Here is a 23,593-nt window from a genome sequence, read left to right as displayed (position 1 = left end):
GGGGACGGGTGCGGCTGTCGCGGGACATCACGGGGTGGGCCTTCGTCGTGGAGGCGGAGGGCGTCCGGCAGGCCGGCGTGGCGGTGGGGCCGGCCGCCATCAGCCCGTTCACCTCCGGCGGCGGGTCCGGAGGCAGCCTGTTCACCCGCGCGAACGGCTGGTGGGGCCTCCCGGTACTCCTCTCACTGAACGAACTGCCCTTCGGCCGCCCCGTCGACCACAGATGGTGTGTCACGCGGGATGACGAAGGCATGCTGTCCGTCCTCAGCCCGGACGGCGCGCACTTCGCGCACGACCTCCGCCTGGAAGAGCCGCCCGGCTGGCGGGAGACGGCGACCGCCTCGGGCTCGGTCATGCTGGTCGTCTCCCACGTGCTGCCCGCCACGGACGATCCGATCGGCGCGCTCGACTTCGAAACGCGGCACGGGATGGTGTGTGCCGGCCCGGTGCCTTTCCGCTTCGGCGAGCCGGGCTGCGCACCGCGTGACGAGAAGGACAGCGCGCCGACGGTCAGGTTCCTCATCGACCCGGTCGGCACGCTGATGGAGCTGGCGCACTACGCGTGCGACCGGATCCTGTCGTTGCCCCAGGCGAAGCAACGGGCCCGCGAGCTGGAGCAGACACGACAAGCCCTGGCGGAACCCGCGGAGCAGGCCCTGCCCGCCGAGGCGATGGTGGAACCGCTGTTCCGGGACGAGTTCCTCGACCACCGCGGTCCGGCCGAGTTCATGTACGTCTACTGGAGGCTGGTCGCCGAGGTCGCCGACGCCTGCAGGGCGGAGGCCGCCTGGCGCGACGCCGCGCTCCGTACCGTCGACTTGGCCGTCCACGTGGTGGCGGACCGATGCGATCGCACGGTGTTCGAGGAGGCCGACGCGGTGGCGGCACGGCTGCTCGACAAGCTGAGCGATCCCGCCGAACTGGAATCCGCGTTGCTGGCCGCGGCCCGGTTGCGGATGGCCACCCGGGGAGCGGAGGACCTCGCCGCCGACCACTACGCCCGCGGACTGCGTACCGTCTGGTCCGCTCGGCTGGACGCGGACCTGTACCGCACGTGGTTCACCGACGAGGAGCCCTTCCAGGCCGAGTCCCCCCGGCTGCTGGCGGAGGCGGGACACCTGGTGGTGCGCGCGCTGGAGCTGGACGGCGGGACGCGAAGGCCCCGGCTCCTGGCGTCACTGGCGCAGATCCTCGCGGACGAGGAGGGAGTTCACCGGGACGCCGCGGACGCCGCGCTGTCGGCATGGCTCGACTCGTCCACCGCCGACGATCCGGATGTCGCCCTGTTCCTGCTGAGGGTGGTGGACGGCATTCCCCCCACCTTGGTCGACGGGTTGCCCAGGGCGATCTTCGGGTCGCCCTTGGCTGATTTCGTCACCGCCCACGGCAGCGGCGTCACCGCGAAGGTGATCAGCCAGGGCGTCAACCTGGCCCGGGAGAACGCCGACCGGCCGCTGCTGCGCACTGTGCTGGCCTGGGCTGAGCAGCTCGACGTCCGCTGGGACCCAGCCCACCGCAGGCAGCTGATCGAGGCACGGCTCCACGTGCTGCCCGATGACCCCACCGACTGCCCGGGCCCCGACGGCCCACTCACGGCCCCGTTCCCGCAGTCCCCGCAGCCCTCGCAGTCCACGCGGCCCACGCAGCCCTCGTGGCCCTCGCATTTCCCGCAGTCATGGACCCCGGCGCAGCGGTCGGCGGCGTTGCTGCACACAGCCGCACACGCCCGCGACCTGGGACAGCCGGCGCTGGGGCTGACCCTCCTGAAGCAGGCGGGCGACGTACGGAGTGAAGAAGCCAGGCTGTTGACGGCGGACCTGTACTACCAGTCGGCCCAGGCGGGCGAGCCTGCCGCCGGCCCCGTCCCGTTCCCGTGGGGCTACTACACGTACGCGGCACTCGGCTACGCCTCGCTCGGCTTCGAGCAACTGGCGCGGGCGAGCCTGGTGCCGTTCGTGCAGCAGGTGGGCGACCTCCACGGCGATGAACTCAAGGCGGCGCTGTCCGCGATCCTCGTGGACGTGCCGAACTTCGACACGAGCCGCGCGCCCGAACTCGGCGGGGTACTGCGCGACCTCGTGCATGCGGCGGTCTGGCAGCTCACCGCGGAGTCCGAGACGCTGCCGATGGGCCTGATGCTCGGACTGCACCAGGCGGGCAAGGGGCCGGAGTCGGGGGCGTGGTGGCGGATCGACGGCCCGCTCGCGCTGCCCGCGCACATCCAGCACCTTCTCGGCAGGCTGCGCGACCTGGAGGACCCCGCCACCTCCCCAGGTAGGCCCGGCGGGCCGCCGCCCCTGCTGAGCGCACTGGACTCCGACCGCCGTCCCGGCGGTCACGACACCCGGCAGATCGCCCGGAACGTGCGATGGCGCATCTCGTCGCTCATCGACGATGAGCTGAGCCGCCGCTCGGCACCGCTCATCGACGACCGGCGCCTCTGGGCGAAGGCGCACGAGCTGCTGGACGACCGGACCGTACTGCTGACCTGGTTCCTGCCCGCCGCCGTGAGCGGCGGGGCGGTGCTGCTCGCGGTCACCAGGCAGGGCCGGGACCTCGTCGTGCACCTGGGCGACGGCGCGGACGAGAACGACGACCGGCACCCGGTGGCGGACCGGGTCGAGGCGATCCGGACGGAGGTCGAACGCGACCCGCTGTTCGGCGACGTGACACCGGAAGGCAGCCGACTGCTGCGGCAGCCGGGCGACCTGCCGCTCGGCGGCAGCGGACTGTGGGACAAGTGGCGGGCCCAGGGCAAGGACCGGATCCTGGCCTGGCCGCACGGCGCCCTGCACTACCTGCCGCTGCCGCTGTGCCGCACCGGGGACAGGATGATCGCCGACGACTGGACGGTCACCACCATCGCCGGCCTCGAAGCCCTGGCGCCCGCCGCGGGCCCCGTACGGCCGCGCCGCACGGTAGTACTGGCCTCGGCCGACGGCGGCGTGCCCTACGGACTGCACGCCGAACCGGCGCTGGAGGAGCACGCACGCCAAGTCGCCGCCGCGGTCGGCACGGACGCCGTCACCGGTCCCGCGGCCACGCGCGACAGGCTCCTCGCGGAGCTCTCCACGGCGGATGTGATCCACATCGCCGTACACGGCACGCTGGACCAGGACGCGCCGTGGCTGCACTGCCTCCACCTCACCCCGGACCGTGACGACGACGGCAGGGTCTTCGCCTACGACTTCCTGGAGACCGACCTGCGTGGCGTCCGCCTGGTCACCCTCGCCGCGTGCGAGTCCGCACTGGGCCGGTTCGACCGCGGGGACAACGTCCGGGGCATCCCGTCCGCACTGATCACCGCCGGTGCGCAGGCCGTCGTCGGATGCCTGTGGCCCGTACGCCCGGAGCCGGCGACGTACTTCTACCACCACATGCACCACCGGATCGCGCACGATCTCCTGGACCCGGAGCGTGCCTTCCGCGAGGCCCAGCTCGCCACCCGCACCCGGCATCCCCACTACCGTGACTGGGGAGCGTTCACCTACCTGCACGGTCGGAGCGAAGGAGCCGTGGCATGACCGAGGTCCGGTTGCACGAGGTCGAACTCCTGCCGGAGCGCACACTCGGCGGCCCGGCAGACGACGAACCGCTGCGCGGCAGGCTCACGTTCGGCTGGGACGTGCTGCCCGCCGACCACGAGGGCGCGCCGGCGGAGTGGGCGTCCTACGTCAAGGCAACGCCCGACCGCGAGTTCCGGCAGCTGCTGATGGTGTGCTCGTTCCGTCCGGAGACACCGACGGGCAAAGGCGCGTTCCGCCACGCATCCTTGGGAGTGGCACTGTCCACACCCGACGGCCGGGCACAGCCCGTTGCGCGCCTGATCGACCCCGGGGAGCGCACCCGCCCTGTCGCCGGCTCCGGCATGGGCATGAGCTTCACGGTCAGCGCGGGTGTGCTGGAGGTGGGCGTGGAGAAGCCGCCGGGTGCGGGGCCGGAGAGGGACGAGTGGATCGTCCGCGGTCACGGCTCGTCCCAGCCGAACCCGCAGTGGGAGTTCCGCCGGGTCAAGAGCTACCCGCTGGCGGGCGACCATCCGGTGGCCGCGCTGGTGGAACTCGTGCCCGGGCGGCTGAACACGGCGGAGGTGCTGATGGCGGCAGAGCTGGAGCACCGCAGCTGGGGGATCCGCCGCTACCGGGCACGGCTGGCACCGTCGCCGCACGCCATCGTGCTGGCCGGGTGAAGCGGTCGGCACGCGGGACGCCGAGTGGCGCACACAGGCCAGGAAGCGGACAATCTTCTTGGTCCTGGACGGTCGCGCAGGTGCACGGTGCCAGATACCGGAGGTGGCATGACGGATCCGCGAACCATCCTCACGCAGGCGCGCCAAGGCCCCGTACCGGCGAACTGGCGCGTCTTCACCAAGAAGCGCGGAAAGGTGTCCGGCTTCCTGCGCGGGACATCGGAGGATCCGAACCCGCTGCTGGTCATCACCCCGGAAGGGGCCATCGAGTACAAGGACGAACGCAAGCCGCTGACGATCGTCAACTTCTACGAGCTGGCCGACATCACCCTGAAGGCGACCGCGAGTACCTCCTCCAGCAGTTCCTTCGCGACCCTCAGCGTATGGGTGGACCTCAGCTACAGCGACGGCACGAAGGCGAAGTGGCGATCCACATCCTTCGCCGACAACCAGCAGGCGATCCAGGCATTCATCGAAGCGTACGGCGCTCACAAGGCACTTCAAGGACGCTACTGACCGGGGAAGCACCCCTCCGTGGTTCCCACGTGTTCATGGGGCATCCCGGCCTCATATGTGCTGAATCCGTATCGCGAGGGCGCCCGGCGTCACAGACGGTCGACGTGCCCGTCCGCGCCCGCCGGCACGGCGGATCGCCAGGCATGCGCTGGTCATGGCAGGCGAGACGGCGTCCGGAGCTGAATCGGGATGTGCAGCCTCAGCCTGCGCCCGATGCCCAGCTCCTCAGGTGCGCACCGTGCGATGAGGGGCGCCGCCCCAAGCCGAGCCGTGTCGTGGGCCGGGCGCGAGGCGTCCGGCGTTCGCGATCCCGTCCCGTGGGCGGTAGCAGGCGGGGACGGGGCGCACGCACCGCGGCGCTGCCGGATCTGTCGCCGTCATTAACGGTGCCCCCATTTCGTGGCTCCGACCCGGACCAGCGTGCAAGGAGGGACCGTCAGCAGGGTCGATCGTCCGGGATGTCGTACGCAGTTCGATACTTCGTTCGGCGATCGAAAGTATGGGCATGTCTGCCGAGTGTCAATATTTCTGTCGTAGAAGGCGCTTTCGCGCCGGGGGCCGGCAGGCAGTCCGCCTCGCCCGTTGCCCCGCGTTACCCAAACGTGATGGCCTGCTTCTCGCGCAACCTCTTGACCAGGGGGGACGGCGGGCGCTCATATGACCTCCCCATCACTGACCACTTGAGGGAGGTACGGCCGTGGCACATCCGGCGCGCAGCAGCACCTCTCCGGCGGGTTGCGGCCAACGATTAGATCGCACCTCTCCTTGCGAAAGCCGGGCGAAGTGAGCGCCCGTACTCCCTGCGACGCCGCCGGGTCCGGGTTCGCGCCCCGGAGTCGCAGTTCTCGGCACCTCTGCTGAGCGCGGTCCGCCAGGGCCTCTGCACAGTGGCGGAGCGAAGCCGCGCCCTGCTCCTGGAGCCGTCGAGGAGTGGAACGAGGGCGCGGACCGACCGGAGCACCTCCGGTCGTCAGCGAGCCCGGACCCATCGCCCGCGTCGGCCGGGCGACACCAGCGCCACGACCACCTCGCCGGCCCCTACCTGATCCCCCCTGCCCGCCGATCTGCTCCTCCGGTGCCGACCACCTCGCCGGCTCCCCGCCCTCTGCGTCCGGCCGTCCCGGCCGCACTCCACCCTGACCACCCTCTGACGGCACGCGCCACGCATGTTCAATATTTCGAACGTTGGTCGGCCCGCAGAACGGCATCACCCCCCTGGTTTCCGACGGAACGTCAGAAGCCGCAGCAACCGAGTCCCATCCCCGGGCCGGCTCAACGAAGGAGATCAAGCATGCTCAACAGAAGAAACTTCCTCACCGCCGCGGTCGGTGTGGCGGCTGCGACCGGACTCGCGGCCTGCGCCAAGGAGGACGGCGCCTCTTCCGCCTCCGCAGGCGGCAGCAAGGCGATCACCCTCGGCTTCTCCCAGGTCGGCTCGGAGAGCGGCTGGCGCACCGCCAACAGCGATTCGGTGAAGTCGGCCGCGAAGGAGGCGGGTTACACCCTCAAGTTCTCCGACGCCCAGCAGAAGCAGGAGAACCAGATCTCCGCGATCCGCAACTACATCGCGCAGAAGGTCGACGTCATCGCCTTCTCGCCGGTGGTCGTCACGGGCTGGGACGCGGTGCTCAAGGAGGCCAAGGCCGCGAAGATCCCGGTGGTCCTCACCGACCGCTCCGTCGAGACCTCCGACGACTCCCTGTTCGTGACCCTGGTGGGCTCCGACTTCACGGACGAGGGCCGCCGCGCCGCCAAGATCCTGGAGAAGGTCCTGGAGAAGGCCGGCCACAAGGGCGCCGTGAAGATCGCCCAGCTGGAGGGCACCACCGGCGCCGCCCCCGCGATCGAGCGCGCCAAGGGCTTCAAGGAGGTCATGGAGGCGGACCACGCGGACGACTGGAAGGTCGTCGTCAGCCAGACCGGTGACTTCACCCGGGCCGGCGGCAAGCAGGTCATGGCGGCCTTCCTCCAGTCCAACCCGGACATCAACGTGCTCTTCGCGCACAACGACGACATGGCCATCGGCGCCATCCAGTCCATCGAGGCGGCCGGCAAGAAGCCCGGCAAGGACATCCTCATCGTCTCCATCGACGGCGTGAAGGACGGCTTCGTCGCCATGTCCGAAGGCAAGATCAACGCCATCGTCGAGTGCAACCCGCTGCTCGGCCCGCAGCTGATGGAGGTCGTGAAGAAGGTCAAGGACGGCGAGACGGTCGAACGCTGGATCAAGACCAAGGAGAGCGACTTCATGCAGGACCAGGCCAAGGACGCGCTCCCCACCCGCAAGTACTGACCGACCGTCCCCACCGGCGGGAGCCTCCGGCCGGGCCGACATCCCTCGGCCGGGAGGCTCCCCGCGGACCTGGACCATTCACGAGGAGCGCTGCCATGGCAGAGCCGCGGCCCGTCCTGGAGATGACGGGCATAGTCAAAGAGTTTCCGGGGGTACGGGCTCTGTCGGGCGTCGACTTCCGGCTCTTCCCCGGCGAGATCCACGCCTTGATGGGCGAGAACGGTGCGGGGAAGTCCACCCTCATCAAGGTGCTGACGGGCGTCTACACCCTGGACGGCGGCGCCATCACCCTGGACGGCGAGTCCGTACGGTTCGGCAGCCCGCTCCAGGCGCAACAGGCCGGCATCAGCACGGTCTACCAGGAGGTCAACCTCTGCCCCAACCTGTCGGTGGCGGAGAACATCTTCATCGGACGCGAACCCACCCGCGCCGGCCGCATCCAGTGGAAGCGGATGCGCAAGGAGGCGGCGGAGCTGGTCGACCGGCTCGGACTCGACATCGACGTCTCCGCGCCGCTGTCCTCGTATCCGCTGGCCGTGCAGCAACTGGTCGCGATCGTACGGTCGGTGGGCACCGGGGACCGGGACGGCACGGGACTCGGCACCAAGGTGCTGGTCCTCGACGAGCCGACCTCCAGCCTCGACCGCGACGAGGTCCTCGAACTGTTCCGCCTCATGCGGCAGTTGAGGGACGAGGGCGTCGCGATCCTGTTCGTGTCGCACTTCCTCGACCAGATCTACGAGGTCTGCGACCGCATGACCGTCCTGCGCAACGGCACCCTGGTCGGCGAGCACCTGGTCCGCGACCTCGACCAGGTCGGGCTGATCGAGCTGATGATCGGCAAGGCCCTGGACCAGCTCGAGGAACTGCACGAGCACCAGATGCACACCGACGTCGGCGAAACCCTGGTCAAGGCCGAGGGGCTCGGCCGCACCGGCGGGATCGCCCCCTTCGACCTGCAGATCAACAAGGGCGAGGTGCTCGGCCTCGCCGGCCTGCTGGGATCGGGCCGCACCGAACTCGCCCGGCTGCTGTTCGGAGCCGATACGCCCGACAGCGGCAAGGTGACCATCGGCGGCAAGCAGGTCTCGATGAGCGCCCCGAACGACGCCATCGCGGCCGGTGTGGCGTTCTGCTCGGAGAACCGCAAGAGCGAGGGCCTGGTCCCCGACCTGACGGTGCGCGAGAACATCATCCTCGCCCTCCAGGCGGCCCGCGGCTGGACCCGGCCCATCCCGGCCTCCCAGCGCGACGAACTCGTCGCCAGGTACATCAAGGCGCTGGACATCCGCCCCGCAGACCCGGAGGCCCGCGTGGGCCGGCTCAGCGGCGGCAACCAGCAGAAGGTACTGCTCGCCCGCTGGCTGATCACCCAGCCCAAGCTGCTGATCCTGGACGAGCCGACGCGCGGCATCGACATCGGCGCCAAGACGGAGATCCAGAAACTGGTGGTGTCCCTCTCCGAGGAGGGCATGTCGGTGCTGTACATCGCGGCCGAACTGGAGGAGGTGCTCCGGCTCAGCCACACCATCGGAGTGCTGCGCGACCGCCGGCTGGTGGCGCGCCTGACCAACGGGCCGGAGATCACCACCAGCAGGATCCTCGAAACCATCGCGAGCGGAGAACACCAGTGACCACCACCTCCCGCTGGCGAGCACTGACGCATCACCACCTGTTCTGGCCGGTCGCGGTCCTGATCGCCCTGCTGCTCGTCAACGTCCCCTTCACGCCCGACTTCTTCTCGATCAACATGACGGACGGCCACCTCTACGGCAGCCTCGTCTCCATCGTGCTGTTCGGCTCACCGCTGATCCTGGTCGCGGTCGGCATGACGCTGGTCATCGCCACCGGCGGCATCGACCTCTCCGTCGGTGCCGTGGTCGCCATCACCGGCGCCCTGACCTGTTCGTACATCAGCGACCAGGCCGACCAGAACACCCTGTCCGCGGTGTTCCTGGCGATGGGCATCGGGCTGGTGGCCGCGGTCGTCTGCGGTCTGTGGAACGGCTTCCTGGTGGCCAGGATGGGAATCCAGCCCATCATCGCGACCCTCATCATCATGGTCGCGGGCCGAGGTGTCGCCCAGCTGATCACCGACGGCCAGATCATCACCGTCAACAGCGAGCCGTACAAGCTGATCGGCGGCGGCTACTGGCTGACCCTGCCCTTCTCCGTCTTCGTGGTGGCCGCGGTGGTGGCCGTCACCGTGGCGCTGACCCGCCGCACGGCGCTCGGCCTGCTGGTCGAGTCGGTCGGCGGCAACGCCGAGGCCAGCCGCCTGGTCGGCATCAGGTCCACCCGCATCAAGATCATGGTCTACATGTTCTGCGCGCTGTGCGCGGGCATCGCGGGCCTGATGATCAGCTCCAACACCTCGGCCGCGGACGGCAACAACGCCGGCCTGTGGATCGAACTCGACGCGATCCTCGCCGTGGTGATCGGCGGCACCTCGCTGCTCGGCGGCCGGTTCTCCATCGGCGGCACGGTGGTCGGCGCCCTCGTCATCCAGACCCTGACCACCACGATCTACACCATCGGCGTGCCGACCCAGACCAACCTGGTCTTCAAGGCCGCCGTCGTCATCGTCGTCTGCCTGCTGCAGTCCCCGAAGTTCCGGGCCAAGGTCTTCGGCGCGAAGGGCCCCAAGGGCCCGCGCCGGGACGCCGCCCCGGTGGAGCCCGCTCCGGCGGCCGACGCCGCCCCGAAGATGGAGGTGTCGCGATGAGCGCGACCGCCCAGACCCCCAAGGCGGCTCCGCGCGGCAGCACCGCCTCCCGTGCCACGCGCCTGCTCGGCGACCGGCGTCTGCCCGTCCTGGTCACGGCCGCCCTGTTCATCGCCATGTACGTCGGTGGCCTCAGCCGGTACCAGAACTACGGGTTCGGCGAACCCCAGGTGTTCCTCAACCTGTTCATCGACAACGGCTACCTGCTGGTCGCCGCCATCGGTGCCACCTTCGTCATCATGTCGGGCGGCATCGACCTGTCCGTGGGCTCGATGATCGGCTTCACCACCATGTTCACGGCGTGGCTGGTCGAACGTCAGGGACTGCCGCTGCTCCTGGTCGTTCCCCTCGCACTGGCCGTCGGCGCCTTCGGCGGTTTCCTGATGGGCTACGTGATCCACAACTTCGAGATCCAGCCCTTCATCGTCACCCTCGCCGGGCTCTTCCTCTTCCGCGGGCTGTGCCTGGTCATCAGCAAGGAGTCCATCTCCATCAACGACGCTTCGGTGGGCACCCTGGCCCAGACGCGGGTGTCGCTGGGCGTGGGGGACCTGTCGATCGGCGCCGTCGTGGCCCTGGTCGTCCTCGCCGTCGCCTTCTACGTGCTCCACTACACCCGCTTCGGACGCCGTGTGTACGCCATCGGCGGCAACGAGCAGTCGGCCCTGCTCATGGGCCTTCCGCTGGGCGGCACGAAGATCGCCGTGTACACGGTGAGCGGCTTCTGCTCGGCCCTGGCCGGTCTGCTGTTCATGCTCTACATCCAGTCGGGCGACCCGCTGCACGCCGTCGGCATGGAACTCGACGCCATCGCCGCCGTGGTCATCGGCGGCACCCTGCTGACCGGCGGTTCCGGCTATGTGCTGGGCACGCTCTTCGGTGTCCTGGTGCTGGGCCTGATCAAGAGCGTCATCACGTTCGAGGGCACGCTCAGCTCCTGGTGGACGAAGATCGCCACGGGTGTGCTGCTGTGCGCCTTCATCCTGATCCAGCGGACCATGACGGCACGCCGGAAGACCTGACGGGCACGGCTGAGAGCCGCGACAGCGGCAAGTGAGCCGACGCCGTCGGCGCAGCGACCACGGGTGGCACCGGAAAGCCAGAGAACGAAAGACAGGGGAAATGCACATGCGCGCGCTCCTCTCCAGGCTGTCGGCGATAGCGCTCGCCGCCTGCCTCCTCTTCACAGGCCAGGCCCTGACCACACCTGACCGGGCCGTCGCCGCCGACCCGGGCTACCTGATGACGCACTTCATCGGGGAAGGGTCGACCGGTCAGCAGATCTACTTCTCGCACAGCACGGACGGCCTGAACTGGAGCGACCTCAACGGCGGCGGGATGACCCTGCGTTCCACGGTGGGAACCCGTGGGGTGCGCGACCCCGCACTGGTCAGAGCCCCCGGCGGTGACAAGTACTGGATCATCGCGACCGACCTGTGCATCGGCTGCGGGCAGTCATGGGGCGACTCCATGAACAACGGAAGCCGCAACCTCGTGGTGTGGGAGTCCACGGACCTGGTCACCTGGTCGCAGCCGCGGCTGCTCAACGTCGCCGGCGCGATCCCCGACGGCCGCAACGCCTGGGCACCCGAGGCCATCTGGAACCCCGAGACCAACGACTACGTCCTGTACTGGGCGACGAACGCGACCCGGGGCGGCGTCCTCAAGCACCGCATCTACTACGCCCGCACCACCGACTTCCGCACCATCACCACCCCGCAGCTCTACATCGACCGCCCCGGCACCCAGAACATCATCGACACCCAGATCGTCGAGGTGCCGTCCGGCGTCGGCAGCCACCGCTACGTTCGGGCCTCCGGCGACGGGCAGATCACGCTCGAAGGCAGCAACTCGATCCTCGGTACGTGGACCGACCTCGGCAACCTCTCCGGCATCGGCCTGACCGGCTCACAGGTCGAAGGCCCGATGTGGATGAAGTTCAGGGACCGCAACGAGTGGACCCTGTACCTCGACCAGTACGCCTCCGGACGCGGCTACATGCCGGTCGCGACGACCAACCCCTCCGCGCCCGGCACCTACCGGCTCCCGGCATCGGGGAGCTACAACCTGGGCGGAACGAAGAAGCGCCACGGCGCGATCCTCACCCTCACGGCCGCCGAGGAGAGCCGCGTGCTCGCACGCTGGGCCGACACCCCGGCCAAACGGCTCCAGTCGTTCAACTTCCAGGACCGGTACGTGCGGCACGCCGACTTCGACGTGCGCATCGACCAGAACGTCTCCGGCCCGGACGCCCAGTTCCGGCTGCGGCCCGGCCTGGCGGGCTCGGGCACCGTCTCCTTCGAGTCGGTCAACTTCCCCGGCCACTTCCTGCGGCACTCCAACTACGACTTCCAGCTGGCCTACAACGACGGCACCCCCCGGTTCGCCGCGGACGCCACCTTCCGCCAGGTCGCCGGCCTCGCCGACCCGACATGGTCGTCCTTCCAGTCGTACAGCCACCCCGACCGGTACCTCCGCCACTACGCCTACGAACTCCGCCTCGACCCGATCACCACCACGACGGCCCGCAGCGACGCCACCTTCCGCGTGACGAACTGACTCCCGCCGACAGGCGATCCCATGAAGTGACACGCCCAACGCCTGCGCGAAGTCCCTCGGCCATGGCGGGGCCGCAGGCGATTGTGTCTGCGGCGCCGCTCGGTGTCGGGGCAGGGCGGGTTGCCGTACCGGAGGCCGCGTCCGTTGGTGTGTCCTCGCAGGTCGACGCCGTCCGTCATGATTCTTGATCCCGCTCATGGCGGGCGGTGCTCCGCCGTCCGCTCACCCATCGCTCACGCGGTACGAGCCGCCCGTGCGGGCAGTCGCAGCGGTTATCGGGGAACCTCTGCGTCGCGTCCTCGCGTGGTGAGGGTATCGACCGTGGTAGTCGACAGGCATGCCGATGAAGCCTTCCGACGCCGCGGACCGTCCATCTTGGTTCGGGCGGCTGCGCCGCGTGATGAGCCGTTCACCAGTCGGGCGCGGATGGCGCCGGAGCGAGGACTTCGAGCTGTGGTCCCGTTCGCTGGGCTTCGCGGCACTGGGGTTGCTCACGCTGGTGCCGCTGCTGATCATTGTGTCCTCTGCCGACCCCCGACACGGGCGGGGATTCGCGCAGTGGCTGGGGGAAGGACTCGGCGCGTCGACGGCCTCCAGGCTGCAGGTCGAGCAGTTGTTCACCCGGCCCGGCCAGGCCCTGCGGACCACCACAGCCTTCGGTATCGCCGCCCTTGCCGTGTTCGGCCTGACCTTCGGCGCGGCGGTGCAGACCGGCTACGAGAAGGTCTGGGACCTGCCGTCGGCACACTGGCCGGCCAGGTGGCGGCATGTGGTGTGGCTCGTCGTCCTCACCGGATACCTCTTCGTCTCCGCCACCATCACGCTGCGGCGCGAACCTCTGGCCGGTGGGGCCGTCGCGTCGCTGGGCGCCGTGCTGTTCCTGTGGTGGTCCCAGCGCCTGCTGCTCGGCGGGAGGGTCCGCTGGCGTGCCCTGTTGCCCGGCGCCGTGGCCACGGTGATCGGCTTGCTCGGCTTGAGGGTCTTCTCCAGGTTCGTCTTCTCGCCGTTGATCGTATCCAACACCATCACCTATGGACCCGTCGGGACCGTCCTGGTCATCCAGTCCTGGCTGGTCGGTGTCGGTCTCGTCGTCTTCGGCGGTGCGCTGGTCGGCCGACTGCTGCACGAAGAACTCCCACGCGTGGCGCACGCACTGAAACGGCGCAGATGAGAGCGGCCCCGCAGTCGGTCTGCGCGTGCGGGCACGGCCTCGCTCGTGACGCGGCGGGTTCCAACACTGATGCGCAGGGTGCGCCCTCTGGGGAGCGCGTTGGCGGTGCGACGCCGCCGGGGGCAGGGGCGGCATGTCGCACGCTAGTGCTTGCAGCAGTTCCCCAACAGGCGTCAAGTAGCCATCCTTGCCGGGCAGGACGCGCTGACCTCGCACGGTATCCGCAACCCTTGGGTAGGACTACGCTGTGGGGTGAGGCCCCAGTCCCCGGTTTCGATGCTGTGTTCCGCTCCCGGGGAGGCCCGCCGTGTTCGTCCTGCTCCTCATCCTCATCGTGGCCCTGTTCGGCTTCGGCTTCCTCAATCCCATCTGGTGGGTGGCCGGGGCGGTGCTCGTCTACGGCGTCACCCGCCACGGCCGCGATCGCGGCGGAGGCCGGAGCCGCAACGGCAGCTCCGATCTCGGGGACTACCGGGACTACCAGGAGCTCCGGGACCGTCGGGAACGCTGGGACCGCCGCTACAGCCGTCAGAACCGGGCACGCTGGCGGCGCGAGGACCGTCGGGACCACGAACACCGCAGGTGACCCCTGGAGGGGGTCGGCAGCCACGGGTTCCGGGACGGCTCCAGCCAGGCAGGACATGTCGCGATCGGCAAGAGGTACCTGCCATGCAACGCACAACCCTGACCCCACAGGAGTGGGGGATCTGGGGCCGACTTCCGGAGGCGGCCGCGGCCCTGGTCGCCGTCTGGGAGGGCAAGCCGCTCCCGGAGCGCATGGAGCGGGCGCTGCGTCGTACGCCGCGGCGATTCACGTGGAAAACCAACGGACTGACCTACGAGCCCGGTGCGGCCGGAGAAAGGCAACTGGCGCGTCGCTGATCACCTATGGACGGGATGACTGCCCTGTGAGGTACGGACAATGCACCAGGTGAGCACGCCCCGTGAAGAACAGCGGCTATTGAGAACCGTACCTTCGGCGGAGGACGCGGTTCTGCTCGCCGAGGTCGTCGAACTACGCGCCGAGAACGAGCAGTTGGGGCGAGCGCTGACGAGCCGCGCGGTGATCGACCAGGCGCGCGGCATGATGATGGCCCTGGCGCCGTGTTCCAGTGACCGGGCCTGGGACCTCCTGGTGGACGTGTCGCAGCACTGCAACATCAAGCTCCGCGACGTGGCTGAGGCTCTGGTCGCCACGACGAAGGACCGGACGCTCCCGGAACCGATACAGCGCGAACTGCGCCGAGCACTGAGGCGCCTCCATGCGGAGGACCGGAGATGAGGCACAGCCGTCCACTGACCGACATGCTCGGTCGCCTGGAGCCTGGCTGCGACCTGATCGTCAACCGCGAGGTGCTCCGCCCGCTGCAAGCGCTGCCCGAACGCGAACGGTGAATCCTCTCTGAGGCGGGCAGTGTGACGACGTCCCGGGTGCACGGGCGGCACCGGACTGCCAGGGACCGGGCTCGGCGCTCAGCGGAGAAGCCGGGGTGCCCGCGGTTGCCACAACCGGCAGGCTGCCTTCCAACCGCCGTCTGATCGAGGACGGCGCAGAGCAGTAGCGGGCCCCGCCAGGGCGTGGGTCAGGACTCCAGGCCGGCGAGGGGTTCGGAGTCGTCGATGAGGGCGCGGGCCACATCGGCCAGGCGCCGGTTGTGGGCGCGGGCGTAGCCGCGCAGCGCGGTGAACGCCTGCTCCATGTCGATGCCCTGGCGTTCGGCGAGTTTCCCCTTGGCCTGTTCGATCAGCACGCGGCTGTTCAGCGCCGTCTGCAGTTGTTCGTTGAGCACCGTGCTGCGCTGAGTGGTGCGTTGTTGCAGCAGACTGATGGTGGCGACGTCGGCCAGGGCCTGGGCGACGAGTGTGGCGGCCGGATCGAAGGGGCCGGGCGCGGCGCGGAAAAGGTTCAGGGCGCCCACGGTCTCGTCCCGCAGGCGCATGGGCAGGGCCTGGACGGCCCCGAATCCGCTGCGGTGGGCCACGGTGACGAAGTGCGGCCAGCGATCGACCTCCCGGGTCAGGTCGTGGATGATCACCGGTGCGCCGGTGCGGTAGCAATCGAGGCATGGCCCTTGGTCGTTCTGGAGCTGGAAGAGCTCCAGCAGGCGCACCTGTTCGTCGGATGCGGCCATGACGCGGAGTCTGCCGTCCCGGTCGGCGAGCAGCACCCCGGCGGCGCTCGCGTCGAGCATGCCGACGCAGCGGTCGGTCAGCAGGCGCAGGAAGTCGATGAGGTCGAAGTCGGCGACCAGGTTGTCCGCCAGCTCGACGAAGGTCTTGGCCAGAAGCTGTTGATCCATCGTAGGCACCCTCGATTGAGACTAGTTCCTGCCTGAAGCGGCGGGAAGTACGGCACGTTTCTCGGCCGGCACCAATGCGTCAGGTTCCGTCATCGGCCTGGTCCGGTTCCGTGTCCGGGGAGAAGCGCAGCCGACGGGCCACCACGTCCGCGGCCACGTCGGCGAGCCGGCGCCCCTGCGCGTAGGCGTAGGCACGAAGCCGGACGAAGGCTTCTTCGATGCCGACGCCGAGCTGGACGGTCAGGATGCCGCTGGCTTGGTCGATCTCCGCCCGGTACGCGCCCAGGTCCTCGGCGGGGACGCTGCGCGCCCCGCCCGTCTCGTCGGTTCGCGCGTCGAGCAGCACCAGAGTCGCGAGATCGGCGAACGCCAACGCGTCTGCCAGTTCGTCCGCGTTCAACCGGACCGGAACGCGGGCGTACAGGTCCAGAACTCCCGGGCTGATCGCCCCCATCTGCAGAGGGAGAGCGAACACCGCGCGTGCCCCGGCTTCCAGGGCGGCCTCGGCGAAGACCACCCAACGGTCCTGCAGGTCACGGGTGAGCAGATCGGGTGTCAGGACGGCCGAGCCGTGCAGGAAGGCGTCCACACAGGGTCCTTCGCCCAGCGTGAGCTGGAGCTCTTCCAGTTGCTCGCTGATGTCGTCGGTGCTGCACAGCGGGTGGCTCGGCCCGGTCCGGGACATCGCCGACAGCCCGGCCCCGCTGACCGGCAGCGCAGCCACGGCAGCGGTACACACGTCCACCACACCGACCCGGGCACATCGTCGGGCAGCCTGCTCCGCCACCAGCATCTGTATGCGGACCGACCGGCTGTCAGGGCCCACCCGGGCCACCGCCTCCAGGCATTGTGACAGGTTCCTCCAACCTCGCCGAGGTGCGTTCCCCGACGGGAAGCACCAGCGCGCGGAACGTGGTGGGACCGGCCGGCCTGCGGAACACCCCGATGTCCAGCCACCCCCAGGAGCGGAGCGCAGCGAGAGTTGCACGGTCGGCCCGGTCCACCAAGGTGACGCCGAGTGACGCCTGGTGTTCGGTCAGCAGCCGTTCCTGCAAACGACGGGCGAGGTCCCGGTCCTGCGGGTGCGGCCGAACAAGGGTGTCGTCGAACGCGAAGGCCCTGCCGGATACCGTGAGTTGATCGATGCTGCGTGGCAATGTTCCGTCGAAGCCGACCCACCAGGAGCCGTCGCCGCGTACCGGGAATCCGAAGGCGCATCCCATCAGTCTGTCCATCTCGGCGATCACCATGGCGAATCCCGGCCGGTGCATGTCCGTGGTGAGACGGTCCATGAAGTTCTGGCGGCTGGGACGGCGGTACGCATCACCCGGCGCCGTTACGCGAGACTCCACATACAGATCCGCCAGATCCTCACACAGGTCCTCCACCAGCCAACGGTTCAGTCGACGCAACCGCACCGGAGCCATGGCTGAGGACTCGCCGTCCCCCGGCTTCCGTGACTGCCTCCGCCCGGGTTCGGCCGTCATCGCACATGCCCCGGGAGAACAGGCGCAAGCGGGGCAGACCGGTGCGGCGGGGCCGGAAGGGGCGGGGCCGGGGTGTCGCCGAGAGGAGGCGAAAGGTGGTCGAACGGAAGGCCGACGAGCAGGAACCCGTAGTCGGTGAGGTCGAGAATCCGAAGCAGCGTCGTCGGCGGATGGTGCAGTCGCAGGGTCCCGCCGGCCACGGTGGTCTCTTGCGCAGCGCGGAGGAATGCGTTGAGTCCGCTGCAGTCGCAGAAGGTGACGGGGCTGAGGTCGACGTCGATGGCGCGGATACCGTCCAGCAGGCACCGCTCCAGGGACACGCGCACCAACGGCGCGGATTCGAGGTCGATCTCACCGGCCAGGGTGATCAGCGCCCGTGTACTTCGGTCATGGCGGTCGACGGTGAGTTGTGGCAGGGGCATGACGCCTCGGTTCGGAAGACCATCCGGCAGCGGGCGCGGAGGTGCCGGAGTTCCGGTCCCTGAGCGCGCTCCCGGCAGGGGCGTATGTTCGGCGGAGGCAGAACAACGGCCGGTTCGACAGCCTGTGCAGCAGGACAGCGGACCCACCCGGTTCCCTCCAGGGATGCGCCGGGCGACGGACGAAGAGTCCGCACCCCGCAGCCATCTGCGTTCAGCAACAGCATGCCGCCGGGGTCTGGGACGTCTACGCAACAGCCTAGTCCTCGGGTTGTATTGATGGAGGGTTCGAAGCCGCCCGATCCCAGGATGTGGACAGTGCAAAAGCACGGTGCGCTGGCCCGGGTGATGTCAACGTGGGTGGGTAGCCCGGCGGCGGAGAGGGTGAGCGCGGTCTTGGTGACCGTGGTGGCGGACTTTACGGAGGCGACCGCGGTGAGTCGGCCGGCTCAATCGTAGGTACGGTCCTCGGTTTCGGTGTTGGGCAGCGCCGGCTTGGTGAGGTGGCCCGCGGCGTCCCAGGTGTAGTTGGTGGTGACCCCGTCGGCGGTCATGGACGACGTGCGGCCGTCGTTGTCGTAGGAATAGGTGATGGTGTTGCCGTCGGAGTACTTGCGGGTGAGTATTTACCCGGCGGCGTCGTAGGTGTAGGAGAAGCCGCGGGTCTTGGCGAGGTTGCCCACCGCGTCGTAGCCGAAGTCCTCGGAGATCTTCGCGTTGGCGCGTGCCGTCATACGCCCGGCGGCGTTGTAACCGAAGCTCACGTCCGGCGTCGAGTCCGAGTAGTCGACCTTGGTGGGCAGCCCGCGGGTGTCGAGGCGTAGCTGGTGGAGCCACGCGGGGTGGTCTTCTTGGTGAGGTTGCCCTCCGCGTCGTACGCGTAGGAGGTCACGCGGTCCAGCGGGTCGGTGACCCTCGTCAGGTGGCGTGCCGCGTCGTAGCCGTAGGCGGTCGCGTGGTTGTTGGCGTCGGTGCGCTTGGTGACGTTGCCCGCCGCGTCGTACTCGGTCCTGGCCACCCCTCCGAGCGGGTCGGTGACGGTGAGGAGGTTGCCGGCCGCGTCATAGCCGTTGGTGGTGGTGTACTGGGCCGGATCGGCGCCGGTGACGTTGCCGCGGGGGTCGACGGTGGTGGCCTGGCGGCCGTCGCCGTCGTAGGTCCAGGTCTCCTTGTTGCCCAGCGGGGAGGTGCGGCTGAGGAGATTGCCGTCGGCGTCGTATGCGTGGGTGGTGGTCTTGCCCAGCTGGTTGGTGGTGCTGGCCAGCCGGTTGTTCTTGTCGTACACCGAGGACACGCTCTTGCCGAGGGCGTCGGTGACCTTGGTGACGTTGTCGACCGCGTCGTAGGTGTAGGCGGTCGCCTTGCCCAGCGGGTCGGTGACCTTGACGGGCCGGTTCACGGCGTCGTACTCGGTGCTGACAGCCGCGCCGCTGGGGTCGGTGACCTTGGTGCGGTTTCCTGCGGCGTCGTAGGTGTAGCTCGTGGTGGAGGCGGCCGGATCGGCGCCGGTGACGTTGCCTCGGGCGGAGACTGTGCTCAGCAGTCGGCCGAGCTTGTCGTAGGCGTAGGTCGTCCTGTTGCCCAGCGGGTCTGTCTCGGAAGTGAGACGGCCGCCGGAATCGTAACCACGGGTGACGGACTTGCCCGCCGCGTCGGTGTCGGGAGCCCGATGATCGTGCCGCCCCTTCGTGGGCATGAGACGACCTGGAGTGACCCAGCCAAGGCGACAGAGCGAAGCATCCGATTCCAAACACCCCCAACATGCCCGAACACCCTCGAATAGCTGTGAGGTGTGTCGGTGAGCTGCTGCATACCTCACATGCCTCGCGCCCGCCGGGCACCCGGGACAACTGGTGCCTCACCACCCGCGACCGGCTGACCACCCTCACCACTCGGGAACGCGAGGTGATGTCCCTGGCCGCCGAGGGGCACTCCAACGACGAGATCGCGGAGAAGCTCTATGTCAGCCCCCTGACCGTGCGCACCCACATCCACCGCGCGATGACCAAACCCGGTGCCCGGGACATGGCCCAGCTGGTCGTGATGGCGTACCAGTCGGGTCTGGTCCAGGGCGTGCCGCCGGAATGAGCAGTGCACCGCGCCCTGCGAGGGCACGGTGCACTGGCGCCGCTCGGTCTACGTGGACCCCTGCTCCCTTACTCCTGGGAGAAGGTCGCGTCTACGCCTTCACTCCTTGTAGAAGGTCGCGTCCTGCCGGTCGAGGGTCGTGCTGATCGGCTGGCTGTAGAACAGGTTGTTGAAGTGCCGGATGTAGCGGCCGGGGAAGTTGTACGACTCGTACGAGACGCCGGCCGCGGTATCGGCGAGACCCGCCCGCTGGTAGAACGAGGCGTCGGCGTCGAACAGGGCCGTGCCGTCGTCCTTCTCCACCCACATCTCGTTGTTCTTGTGGCGGAGGTAGTAGCCGGGGAAGTTCGCCGACTCCAGCGAGACGGTGCCGTTGCCGGTGAGACCGGTGACGATCCGGAACTGCGAGTCGGCGAGGTTGGTGACGTCGGCCTCCAGCCTCGCGCGGTACTCCCAGTGGCGGAGGAACTTGTCCGGGAAGTTGTACGAGGAGAGACGGACCGGGGTCACGCCGTCGGCCACCGGGATGCCGAAGTTGGGAGTGCCGTCGGCGTTCCAGTACAGCTTCTGGTAGCGGGTGCGGCGGTTGGGGTCGTTGAGCGGGTCGCCGCTGATGTCCTTGTAGTTGCGGTCGTGGTAGACGAGGACGTCCGACTTGCCGTCCTCGGAGACCGTGAAGGTGTTGTGGCCGGGGCCGTACTGGCCGGTGGCGGCGTTGCTCTTGAAGACCGGGGTGGAGGTCTTCGCCCAGGACGCCGGGTTCATCAGGTCGGCGGTGGCGGAGGCGGTCAGCAGACCGAGGCAGTAGTTGGCGTCGGTGGCGCTGGCCGAGTAGGCCATGAACACCTTGCCGTTCTTCTGGATGACGGCCGGGCCCTCGTTGACGCGGTGGCCGACGGTCTCCCAGGAGTACTCGGGCTTGGAGATCATCACCGGGCTGCCGCTGATGGTCCAGGGGTTGGACATCTTCGCCAGGTACAGGTTGGTGCCGGTGCCGACCGCCGGGTCGTTCTGCGCCCAGCTGAGGTAGCGGGTGCCGTTGTGGGTGAAGGTCGTGGCGTCCAGCGAGAACGTGTCGAGCGGCAGGGCGATCCGGCCCTTCTCGGTCCAGGTGCCGGTCAGCGGGTTGGCCGAGCTGGACTCCAGGACGTACGGGCGGATCTTCCAGATGTCGTTCGAGGCGCCGGCCGCGAAGTAGACGTACCACTTGCCGTCGATGAAGTGGATCTCCGGCGCCCAGATGTGGGCGCCCATGTCACCGCTGGCGTGCTTGGTCCAGATGGTGGTCTCCGTGGCCGTGGCCAGGCCCTGGAGGGTGGTGGCCCGGCGCATCACGATCTTGTCGTACGCGGGGACCGTGGCGGTGAAATAGTAGTAGCCGTCGGTGTGCTTGAAGATGTGCGGGTCGGCCCGCTGCTCGGCTATCGGGTTGGTGAAGGTGACGGCCGGGGACGCGGGGGCGGCGGCCTGGGCGGGGGTGGTCACCGTGGTGAGCATGGCGAACGCTGCCGCCGCTGCCACCAGGACCCGTCTGGCGAGGTGTGTCATGTTCTGCTACGGCCCTTCGGGATCAGGCGGTGGTGGGGACGAGGCGCCACTGCTGGCAGTTGTTGTTCAGCCAGGACCACTGGCGGACGTCGGCGCCGTTGGCCGTGCCGCAGTCGGCGACGTCCATGACCTTGCTGGTGGAGGCGTTGACGATACGGACGTAGTCGCCGCCGAGGTAGACCATGCGGAACTTCTGGCAGTTGTTGTTCAGCCAGGACCACTGGCGGATGTCGGTGCCGTCGGCGGAGCCGCACCCGGCGAGGTCGGCGACCTTGCCGGTGGCGACGTTGACGAGACGGCTGGTGTCGTCGGCCATGTCCTCGATCCGCCACTTCTGGTTGGCACCGCCGTTGCAGCTCCACTGGAAGATGTTGGTGCCGTCGGCGGTGTTGCCGCCGTTGACGTCGAGGCACTTGCCGCTGTTGCGGTTGACGATGGTGTACGCGGTCGGGGTCGTCGCGGTCTCACCGGACGGGCCGGCCAGCGTCGTCCCCGTGGCGACCGGGGTGCCGAGGTTGGGCGTACCGTCCGCGTTCCACGTGAACTTCTGCGCGCGGGTCGTCCGGGCGTTGCCGCAGCCGCCGTTGGCCGCGCTGTTGGCGTGGTAGACGATCCAGTTCTCGGTGCCGTCGGGGGACGTGAAGAAGCCGTTGTGGCCGGGGCCGTAGACGCTCGCCGCGTCGTTGCGCTGGAAGACCGGCGTCTGCTTCTTCGTCCAGGAGGCCGGGCTCAGCGGGTCGCTGCCGGTGAGTTCCAGCTGGCCCAGCTTGTAGTCGGCGGTCTGGCAGCTGCTGGCGGAGTAGGACAGGAAGGTGCGGCCGTTGCGGTACAGCGGCTCGGGGCCCTCGTTGACGGGGCTGCCCTGGGTCTCCCAGCTCAGCGTGGGGCTGGAGATGATCGTGAAGGGGCCGCTGAGCGTGTACGGGTTGCTCATCGGGGCGATGACCAGGCTCTGCGTACTGCCGTTGATCTTGCCACTGCCCACCAGGTAGAGCTTGTTGTCGTGCTTGAGGACGGTGGCGTCGATCAGCCAGCCCTGCGCGGCGGTTGGGCCGGGGGTGAGGCTGGCGTCGGTGAGGATGTTCTTGTAGGTGTACGTGCCCATCGGGTCGGTGCCGGAGCTTTCCAGCACGTGCGTGCGCTGGGTGTCACAGCAGGCGGCGCCGGACTGCGCGGCCGAGTAGTACAGGTACCACTTGCCGTCGAGGAAGTGGATCTCGGGCGCCCAGATGTTGGCGTTGCGCCCGGCAGTGGTGTCCGACCAGACCTCCACGCTGGGGGCGGTGCTCAGGCCCCCGAGGGTGGGGGACTTCCGGATGAGCAGCTTGTTGGTGAAGGTGGTCGTGACCAGGTAGTAGTTGCCGTCGTAGTACTCCAGCCAGGGGTCGGCGCCCTTCTGGGACTTGATCGGGTTGGTGAACGGCTTGCCGTCGGCCGCGACTGCGGACTGCGCGGTGTGGACGGTCTGTACGGACAGGAGCGAGGCAAAGAGGGCCAGCAGGGCTGCCGCCGACGTCAGACTGCGGCGGGGCGTGGACCAGCGACGGGCGCGGGTGGGAAACACGACAAGTCCCTTCCGGGAGAGCGGCTCATTGCCCGGGTTCCTGACCTCCCCGGTGTGTTCGAAATCACGAACATTGTGCGTAACTTCGGCCAGAAGGTAAAGCTGAGGTGGCAGGGACGTCAATGGATTCGACAGGCTTTTGTCGTGCGGAGTAGTCGCGGGGTTTGCGGGTCGGAACGCGAAGAGGGAACAGGGACACGAGCCCCCTGCGCGTCGTGGACGCGCGAGAAGGTCAACGAGCGGCTGACCTGACTCGCGATGTTGCGTATTGGTATTCCAATGAGTTGGTGCCATCGTGATTTCCGCTGCTCAGCGGAGCTGGTGTGACGTTGGGGCGAGGTGCTCGTGCTGGTCGGGGTGGAGATCGGTAGCACGTGATCGTCCGTCACGGGCGGTCTCTGGGTTTCCCGGGCGGGAATCACGGGCCGCTGCGTAGGTTCCGTGGCGGGAGGGGTGTGGATGACGGACGTGCTCACGTGGACGATCGAGCGGCGGGTTCAGCTGACCGAGCGGGCTGAGCTGCTGCGCAAGGAGCTGGCGGAGATTAACGCCGAGCTGGGCCGGCTGGAGGCCGCCGAGGTGGTGTTCGGGCGGTGGGCCGAGGCGACCGACGGCGGACGCCGGTCGTCGGGCATCGTGGAGCCGGAGCCGGAGCCGGAGCCGGAGCCGGAGCCGGAGCCGGTCGTGGTGGGGCCAGGTGCCGGCGGGATGCGTCTGGTGCCGGACCGCGCGGA

20 protein-coding genes and 1 pseudogene are annotated in these 23,593 nt (G+C 68.9%); 13 read left to right on the top strand and 8 right to left on the bottom strand.

Annotated features, from left to right (window positions below):
• Window positions 1-8 precede the first annotated feature (8 nt).
• The 12 genes from A4E84_RS17080 (at window position 9) to A4E84_RS17030 (ending at window position 14,735) form a co-directional block, all read left to right on the top strand.
• Window positions 9-3,524, top strand: a complete 3,516-nt coding sequence (locus A4E84_RS17080; RefSeq protein WP_062927413.1) for a CHAT domain-containing protein — start codon at window positions 9-11, stop codon at window positions 3,522-3,524.
• Window positions 3,521-4,189, top strand: a complete 669-nt coding sequence (locus tag A4E84_RS17075) for a hypothetical protein (RefSeq protein ID WP_062927412.1) — start codon at window positions 3,521-3,523, stop codon at window positions 4,187-4,189. Before A4E84_RS17080 ends, A4E84_RS17075 begins: the two co-directional genes overlap by 4 nt.
• Window positions 4,190-4,297: 108 nt before the next feature.
• On the top strand, window positions 4,298-4,705 hold the full coding sequence (locus tag A4E84_RS17070) for a hypothetical protein (RefSeq protein WP_062927411.1): 408 nt from the start codon (window positions 4,298-4,300) through the stop codon (window positions 4,703-4,705).
• A gap of 1,291 nt (window positions 4,706-5,996) precedes the next feature.
• On the top strand, window positions 5,997-6,998 hold the full coding sequence (locus A4E84_RS17065; RefSeq protein WP_062927410.1) for an ABC transporter substrate-binding protein: 1,002 nt from the start codon (window positions 5,997-5,999) through the stop codon (window positions 6,996-6,998).
• Window positions 6,999-7,093: 95 nt separating this feature from the next.
• Window positions 7,094-8,632, top strand: a complete 1,539-nt coding sequence (locus A4E84_RS17060) for a sugar ABC transporter ATP-binding protein (protein WP_062927409.1) — start codon at window positions 7,094-7,096, stop codon at window positions 8,630-8,632.
• A complete protein-coding gene (locus A4E84_RS17055) occupies window positions 8,629-9,723 on the top strand; it encodes an ABC transporter permease (protein WP_062927408.1) in 1,095 nt (364 codons plus the stop codon). Before A4E84_RS17060 ends, A4E84_RS17055 begins: the two co-directional genes overlap by 4 nt.
• Window positions 9,720-10,745, top strand: a complete 1,026-nt coding sequence (yjfF, locus tag A4E84_RS17050) for a galactofuranose ABC transporter, permease protein YjfF (protein WP_062927407.1) — start codon at window positions 9,720-9,722, stop codon at window positions 10,743-10,745. Before A4E84_RS17055 ends, yjfF begins: the two co-directional genes overlap by 4 nt.
• 106 nt (window positions 10,746-10,851) lie before the next feature.
• Complete coding sequence (locus A4E84_RS17045) at window positions 10,852-12,282, top strand: glycoside hydrolase family 43 protein (protein ID WP_062931484.1); 1,431 nt, start codon at window positions 10,852-10,854, stop codon at window positions 12,280-12,282.
• Window positions 12,283-12,619: 337 nt separating this feature from the next.
• On the top strand, window positions 12,620-13,453 hold the full coding sequence (locus tag A4E84_RS17040) for a YhjD/YihY/BrkB family envelope integrity protein (protein WP_062927406.1): 834 nt from the start codon (window positions 12,620-12,622) through the stop codon (window positions 13,451-13,453).
• 307 nt (window positions 13,454-13,760) lie between these two features.
• Window positions 13,761-14,039, top strand: coding sequence for a hypothetical protein (locus A4E84_RS17035; RefSeq protein ID WP_062927405.1), 279 nt, complete (start codon window positions 13,761-13,763; stop codon window positions 14,037-14,039).
• Window positions 14,040-14,122: 83 nt separating this feature from the next.
• On the top strand, window positions 14,123-14,335 hold the full coding sequence (locus A4E84_RS44555) for a hypothetical protein (RefSeq protein ID WP_237304938.1): 213 nt from the start codon (window positions 14,123-14,125) through the stop codon (window positions 14,333-14,335).
• A 40-nt stretch (window positions 14,336-14,375) separates the two neighbouring features.
• Window positions 14,376-14,735 (top strand): ANTAR domain-containing protein, encoded by a 360-nt coding sequence (locus tag A4E84_RS17030; RefSeq protein WP_062927404.1) that lies wholly within the window; start codon window positions 14,376-14,378, stop codon window positions 14,733-14,735.
• Between the two features lie 301 nt (window positions 14,736-15,036).
• Here A4E84_RS17030 and A4E84_RS17025 read toward each other — a convergent pair whose 3' ends face one another.
• From A4E84_RS17025 to A4E84_RS44540, 6 genes are all read right to left on the bottom strand, one after another.
• Window positions 15,037-15,753 (bottom strand): GAF and ANTAR domain-containing protein, encoded by a 717-nt coding sequence (locus A4E84_RS17025; protein WP_062927403.1) that lies wholly within the window; start codon window positions 15,751-15,753, stop codon window positions 15,037-15,039.
• A gap of 79 nt (window positions 15,754-15,832) precedes the next feature.
• Entirely contained in the window at window positions 15,833-16,477 is a 645-nt protein-coding gene (locus A4E84_RS17020) for an ANTAR domain-containing protein (protein WP_237304937.1), read from the bottom strand.
• 91 nt (window positions 16,478-16,568) lie between these two features.
• Window positions 16,569-17,180: a hypothetical protein gene (locus A4E84_RS17015; RefSeq protein WP_062927402.1), complete on the bottom strand. Its 612-nt coding sequence runs from the start codon at window positions 17,178-17,180 to the stop codon at window positions 16,569-16,571.
• Window positions 17,181-17,236: 56 nt separating this feature from the next.
• Complete coding sequence (locus A4E84_RS17010; protein WP_062927401.1) at window positions 17,237-17,662, bottom strand: STAS domain-containing protein; 426 nt, start codon at window positions 17,660-17,662, stop codon at window positions 17,237-17,239.
• 623 nt (window positions 17,663-18,285) lie between these two features.
• Window positions 18,286-18,423, bottom strand: a complete 138-nt coding sequence (locus A4E84_RS44545; RefSeq protein WP_237304935.1) for a hypothetical protein — start codon at window positions 18,421-18,423, stop codon at window positions 18,286-18,288.
• Window positions 18,420-19,355: an RHS repeat domain-containing protein gene (locus A4E84_RS44540; protein WP_062927400.1), complete on the bottom strand. Its 936-nt coding sequence runs from the start codon at window positions 19,353-19,355 to the stop codon at window positions 18,420-18,422. Before A4E84_RS44540 ends, A4E84_RS44545 begins: the two co-directional genes overlap by 4 nt.
• Window positions 19,356-19,525: 170 nt before the next feature.
• Here A4E84_RS44540 and A4E84_RS17000 point away from each other — a divergent pair.
• Window positions 19,526-19,747, top strand: a pseudogene (locus A4E84_RS17000) (response regulator transcription factor); the annotation flags it as partial.
• Between the two features lie 99 nt (window positions 19,748-19,846).
• Here the strand turns inward: A4E84_RS17000 and A4E84_RS16995 are convergent.
• A complete protein-coding gene (locus A4E84_RS16995; protein ID WP_107308337.1) occupies window positions 19,847-21,295 on the bottom strand; it encodes a family 43 glycosylhydrolase in 1,449 nt (482 codons plus the stop codon).
• Between the two features lie 22 nt (window positions 21,296-21,317).
• Entirely contained in the window at window positions 21,318-22,859 is a 1,542-nt protein-coding gene (locus tag A4E84_RS16990) for a family 43 glycosylhydrolase (protein WP_062927399.1), read from the bottom strand.
• Window positions 22,860-23,593 lie beyond the last annotated feature (734 nt).

This window comes from Streptomyces qaidamensis, from assembly GCF_001611795.1.
Taxonomy (GTDB): Bacteria; Actinomycetota; Actinomycetes; order Streptomycetales; family Streptomycetaceae; genus Streptomyces; species Streptomyces qaidamensis.
Note: the sequence above shows the minus strand (reverse complement) of the source record. Positions and strands in the feature narration are given on the sequence as shown.

Bases quoted from the DNA above. Each gene is read 5' to 3' on its own strand.
- A4E84_RS17015 (WP_062927402.1), bottom strand. From the start codon at position 17,180: ATGGCTCCGGTGCGGTTGCGTCGACTGAACCGTTGGCTGGTGGAGGAC.
- A4E84_RS17060 (WP_062927409.1), top strand. From the start codon at position 7,094: ATGGCAGAGCCGCGGCCCGTCCTGGAGATGACGGGCATAGTCAAAGAG.
- A4E84_RS17025 (WP_062927403.1), bottom strand. From the start codon at position 15,753: ATGGATCAACAGCTTCTGGCCAAGACCTTCGTCGAGCTGGCGGACAAC.
- A4E84_RS17070 (WP_062927411.1), top strand. From the start codon at position 4,298: ATGACGGATCCGCGAACCATCCTCACGCAGGCGCGCCAAGGCCCCGTA.
- A4E84_RS44540 (WP_062927400.1), bottom strand. From the start codon at position 19,355: ATGCCCACGAAGGGGCGGCACGATCATCGGGCTCCCGACACCGACGCG.
- A4E84_RS17065 (WP_062927410.1), top strand. From the start codon at position 5,997: ATGCTCAACAGAAGAAACTTCCTCACCGCCGCGGTCGGTGTGGCGGCT.
- A4E84_RS44555 (WP_237304938.1), top strand. From the start codon at position 14,123: ATGCAACGCACAACCCTGACCCCACAGGAGTGGGGGATCTGGGGCCGA.
- A4E84_RS17075 (WP_062927412.1), top strand. From the start codon at position 3,521: ATGACCGAGGTCCGGTTGCACGAGGTCGAACTCCTGCCGGAGCGCACA.
- A4E84_RS16995 (WP_107308337.1), bottom strand. From the start codon at position 21,295: ATGACACACCTCGCCAGACGGGTCCTGGTGGCAGCGGCGGCAGCGTTC.
- A4E84_RS17010 (WP_062927401.1), bottom strand. From the start codon at position 17,662: ATGCCCCTGCCACAACTCACCGTCGACCGCCATGACCGAAGTACACGG.
- A4E84_RS17045 (WP_062931484.1), top strand. From the start codon at position 10,852: ATGCGCGCGCTCCTCTCCAGGCTGTCGGCGATAGCGCTCGCCGCCTGC.
- A4E84_RS17030 (WP_062927404.1), top strand. From the start codon at position 14,376: ATGCACCAGGTGAGCACGCCCCGTGAAGAACAGCGGCTATTGAGAACC.
- yjfF (WP_062927407.1), top strand. From the start codon at position 9,720: ATGAGCGCGACCGCCCAGACCCCCAAGGCGGCTCCGCGCGGCAGCACC.
- A4E84_RS17040 (WP_062927406.1), top strand. From the start codon at position 12,620: ATGCCGATGAAGCCTTCCGACGCCGCGGACCGTCCATCTTGGTTCGGG.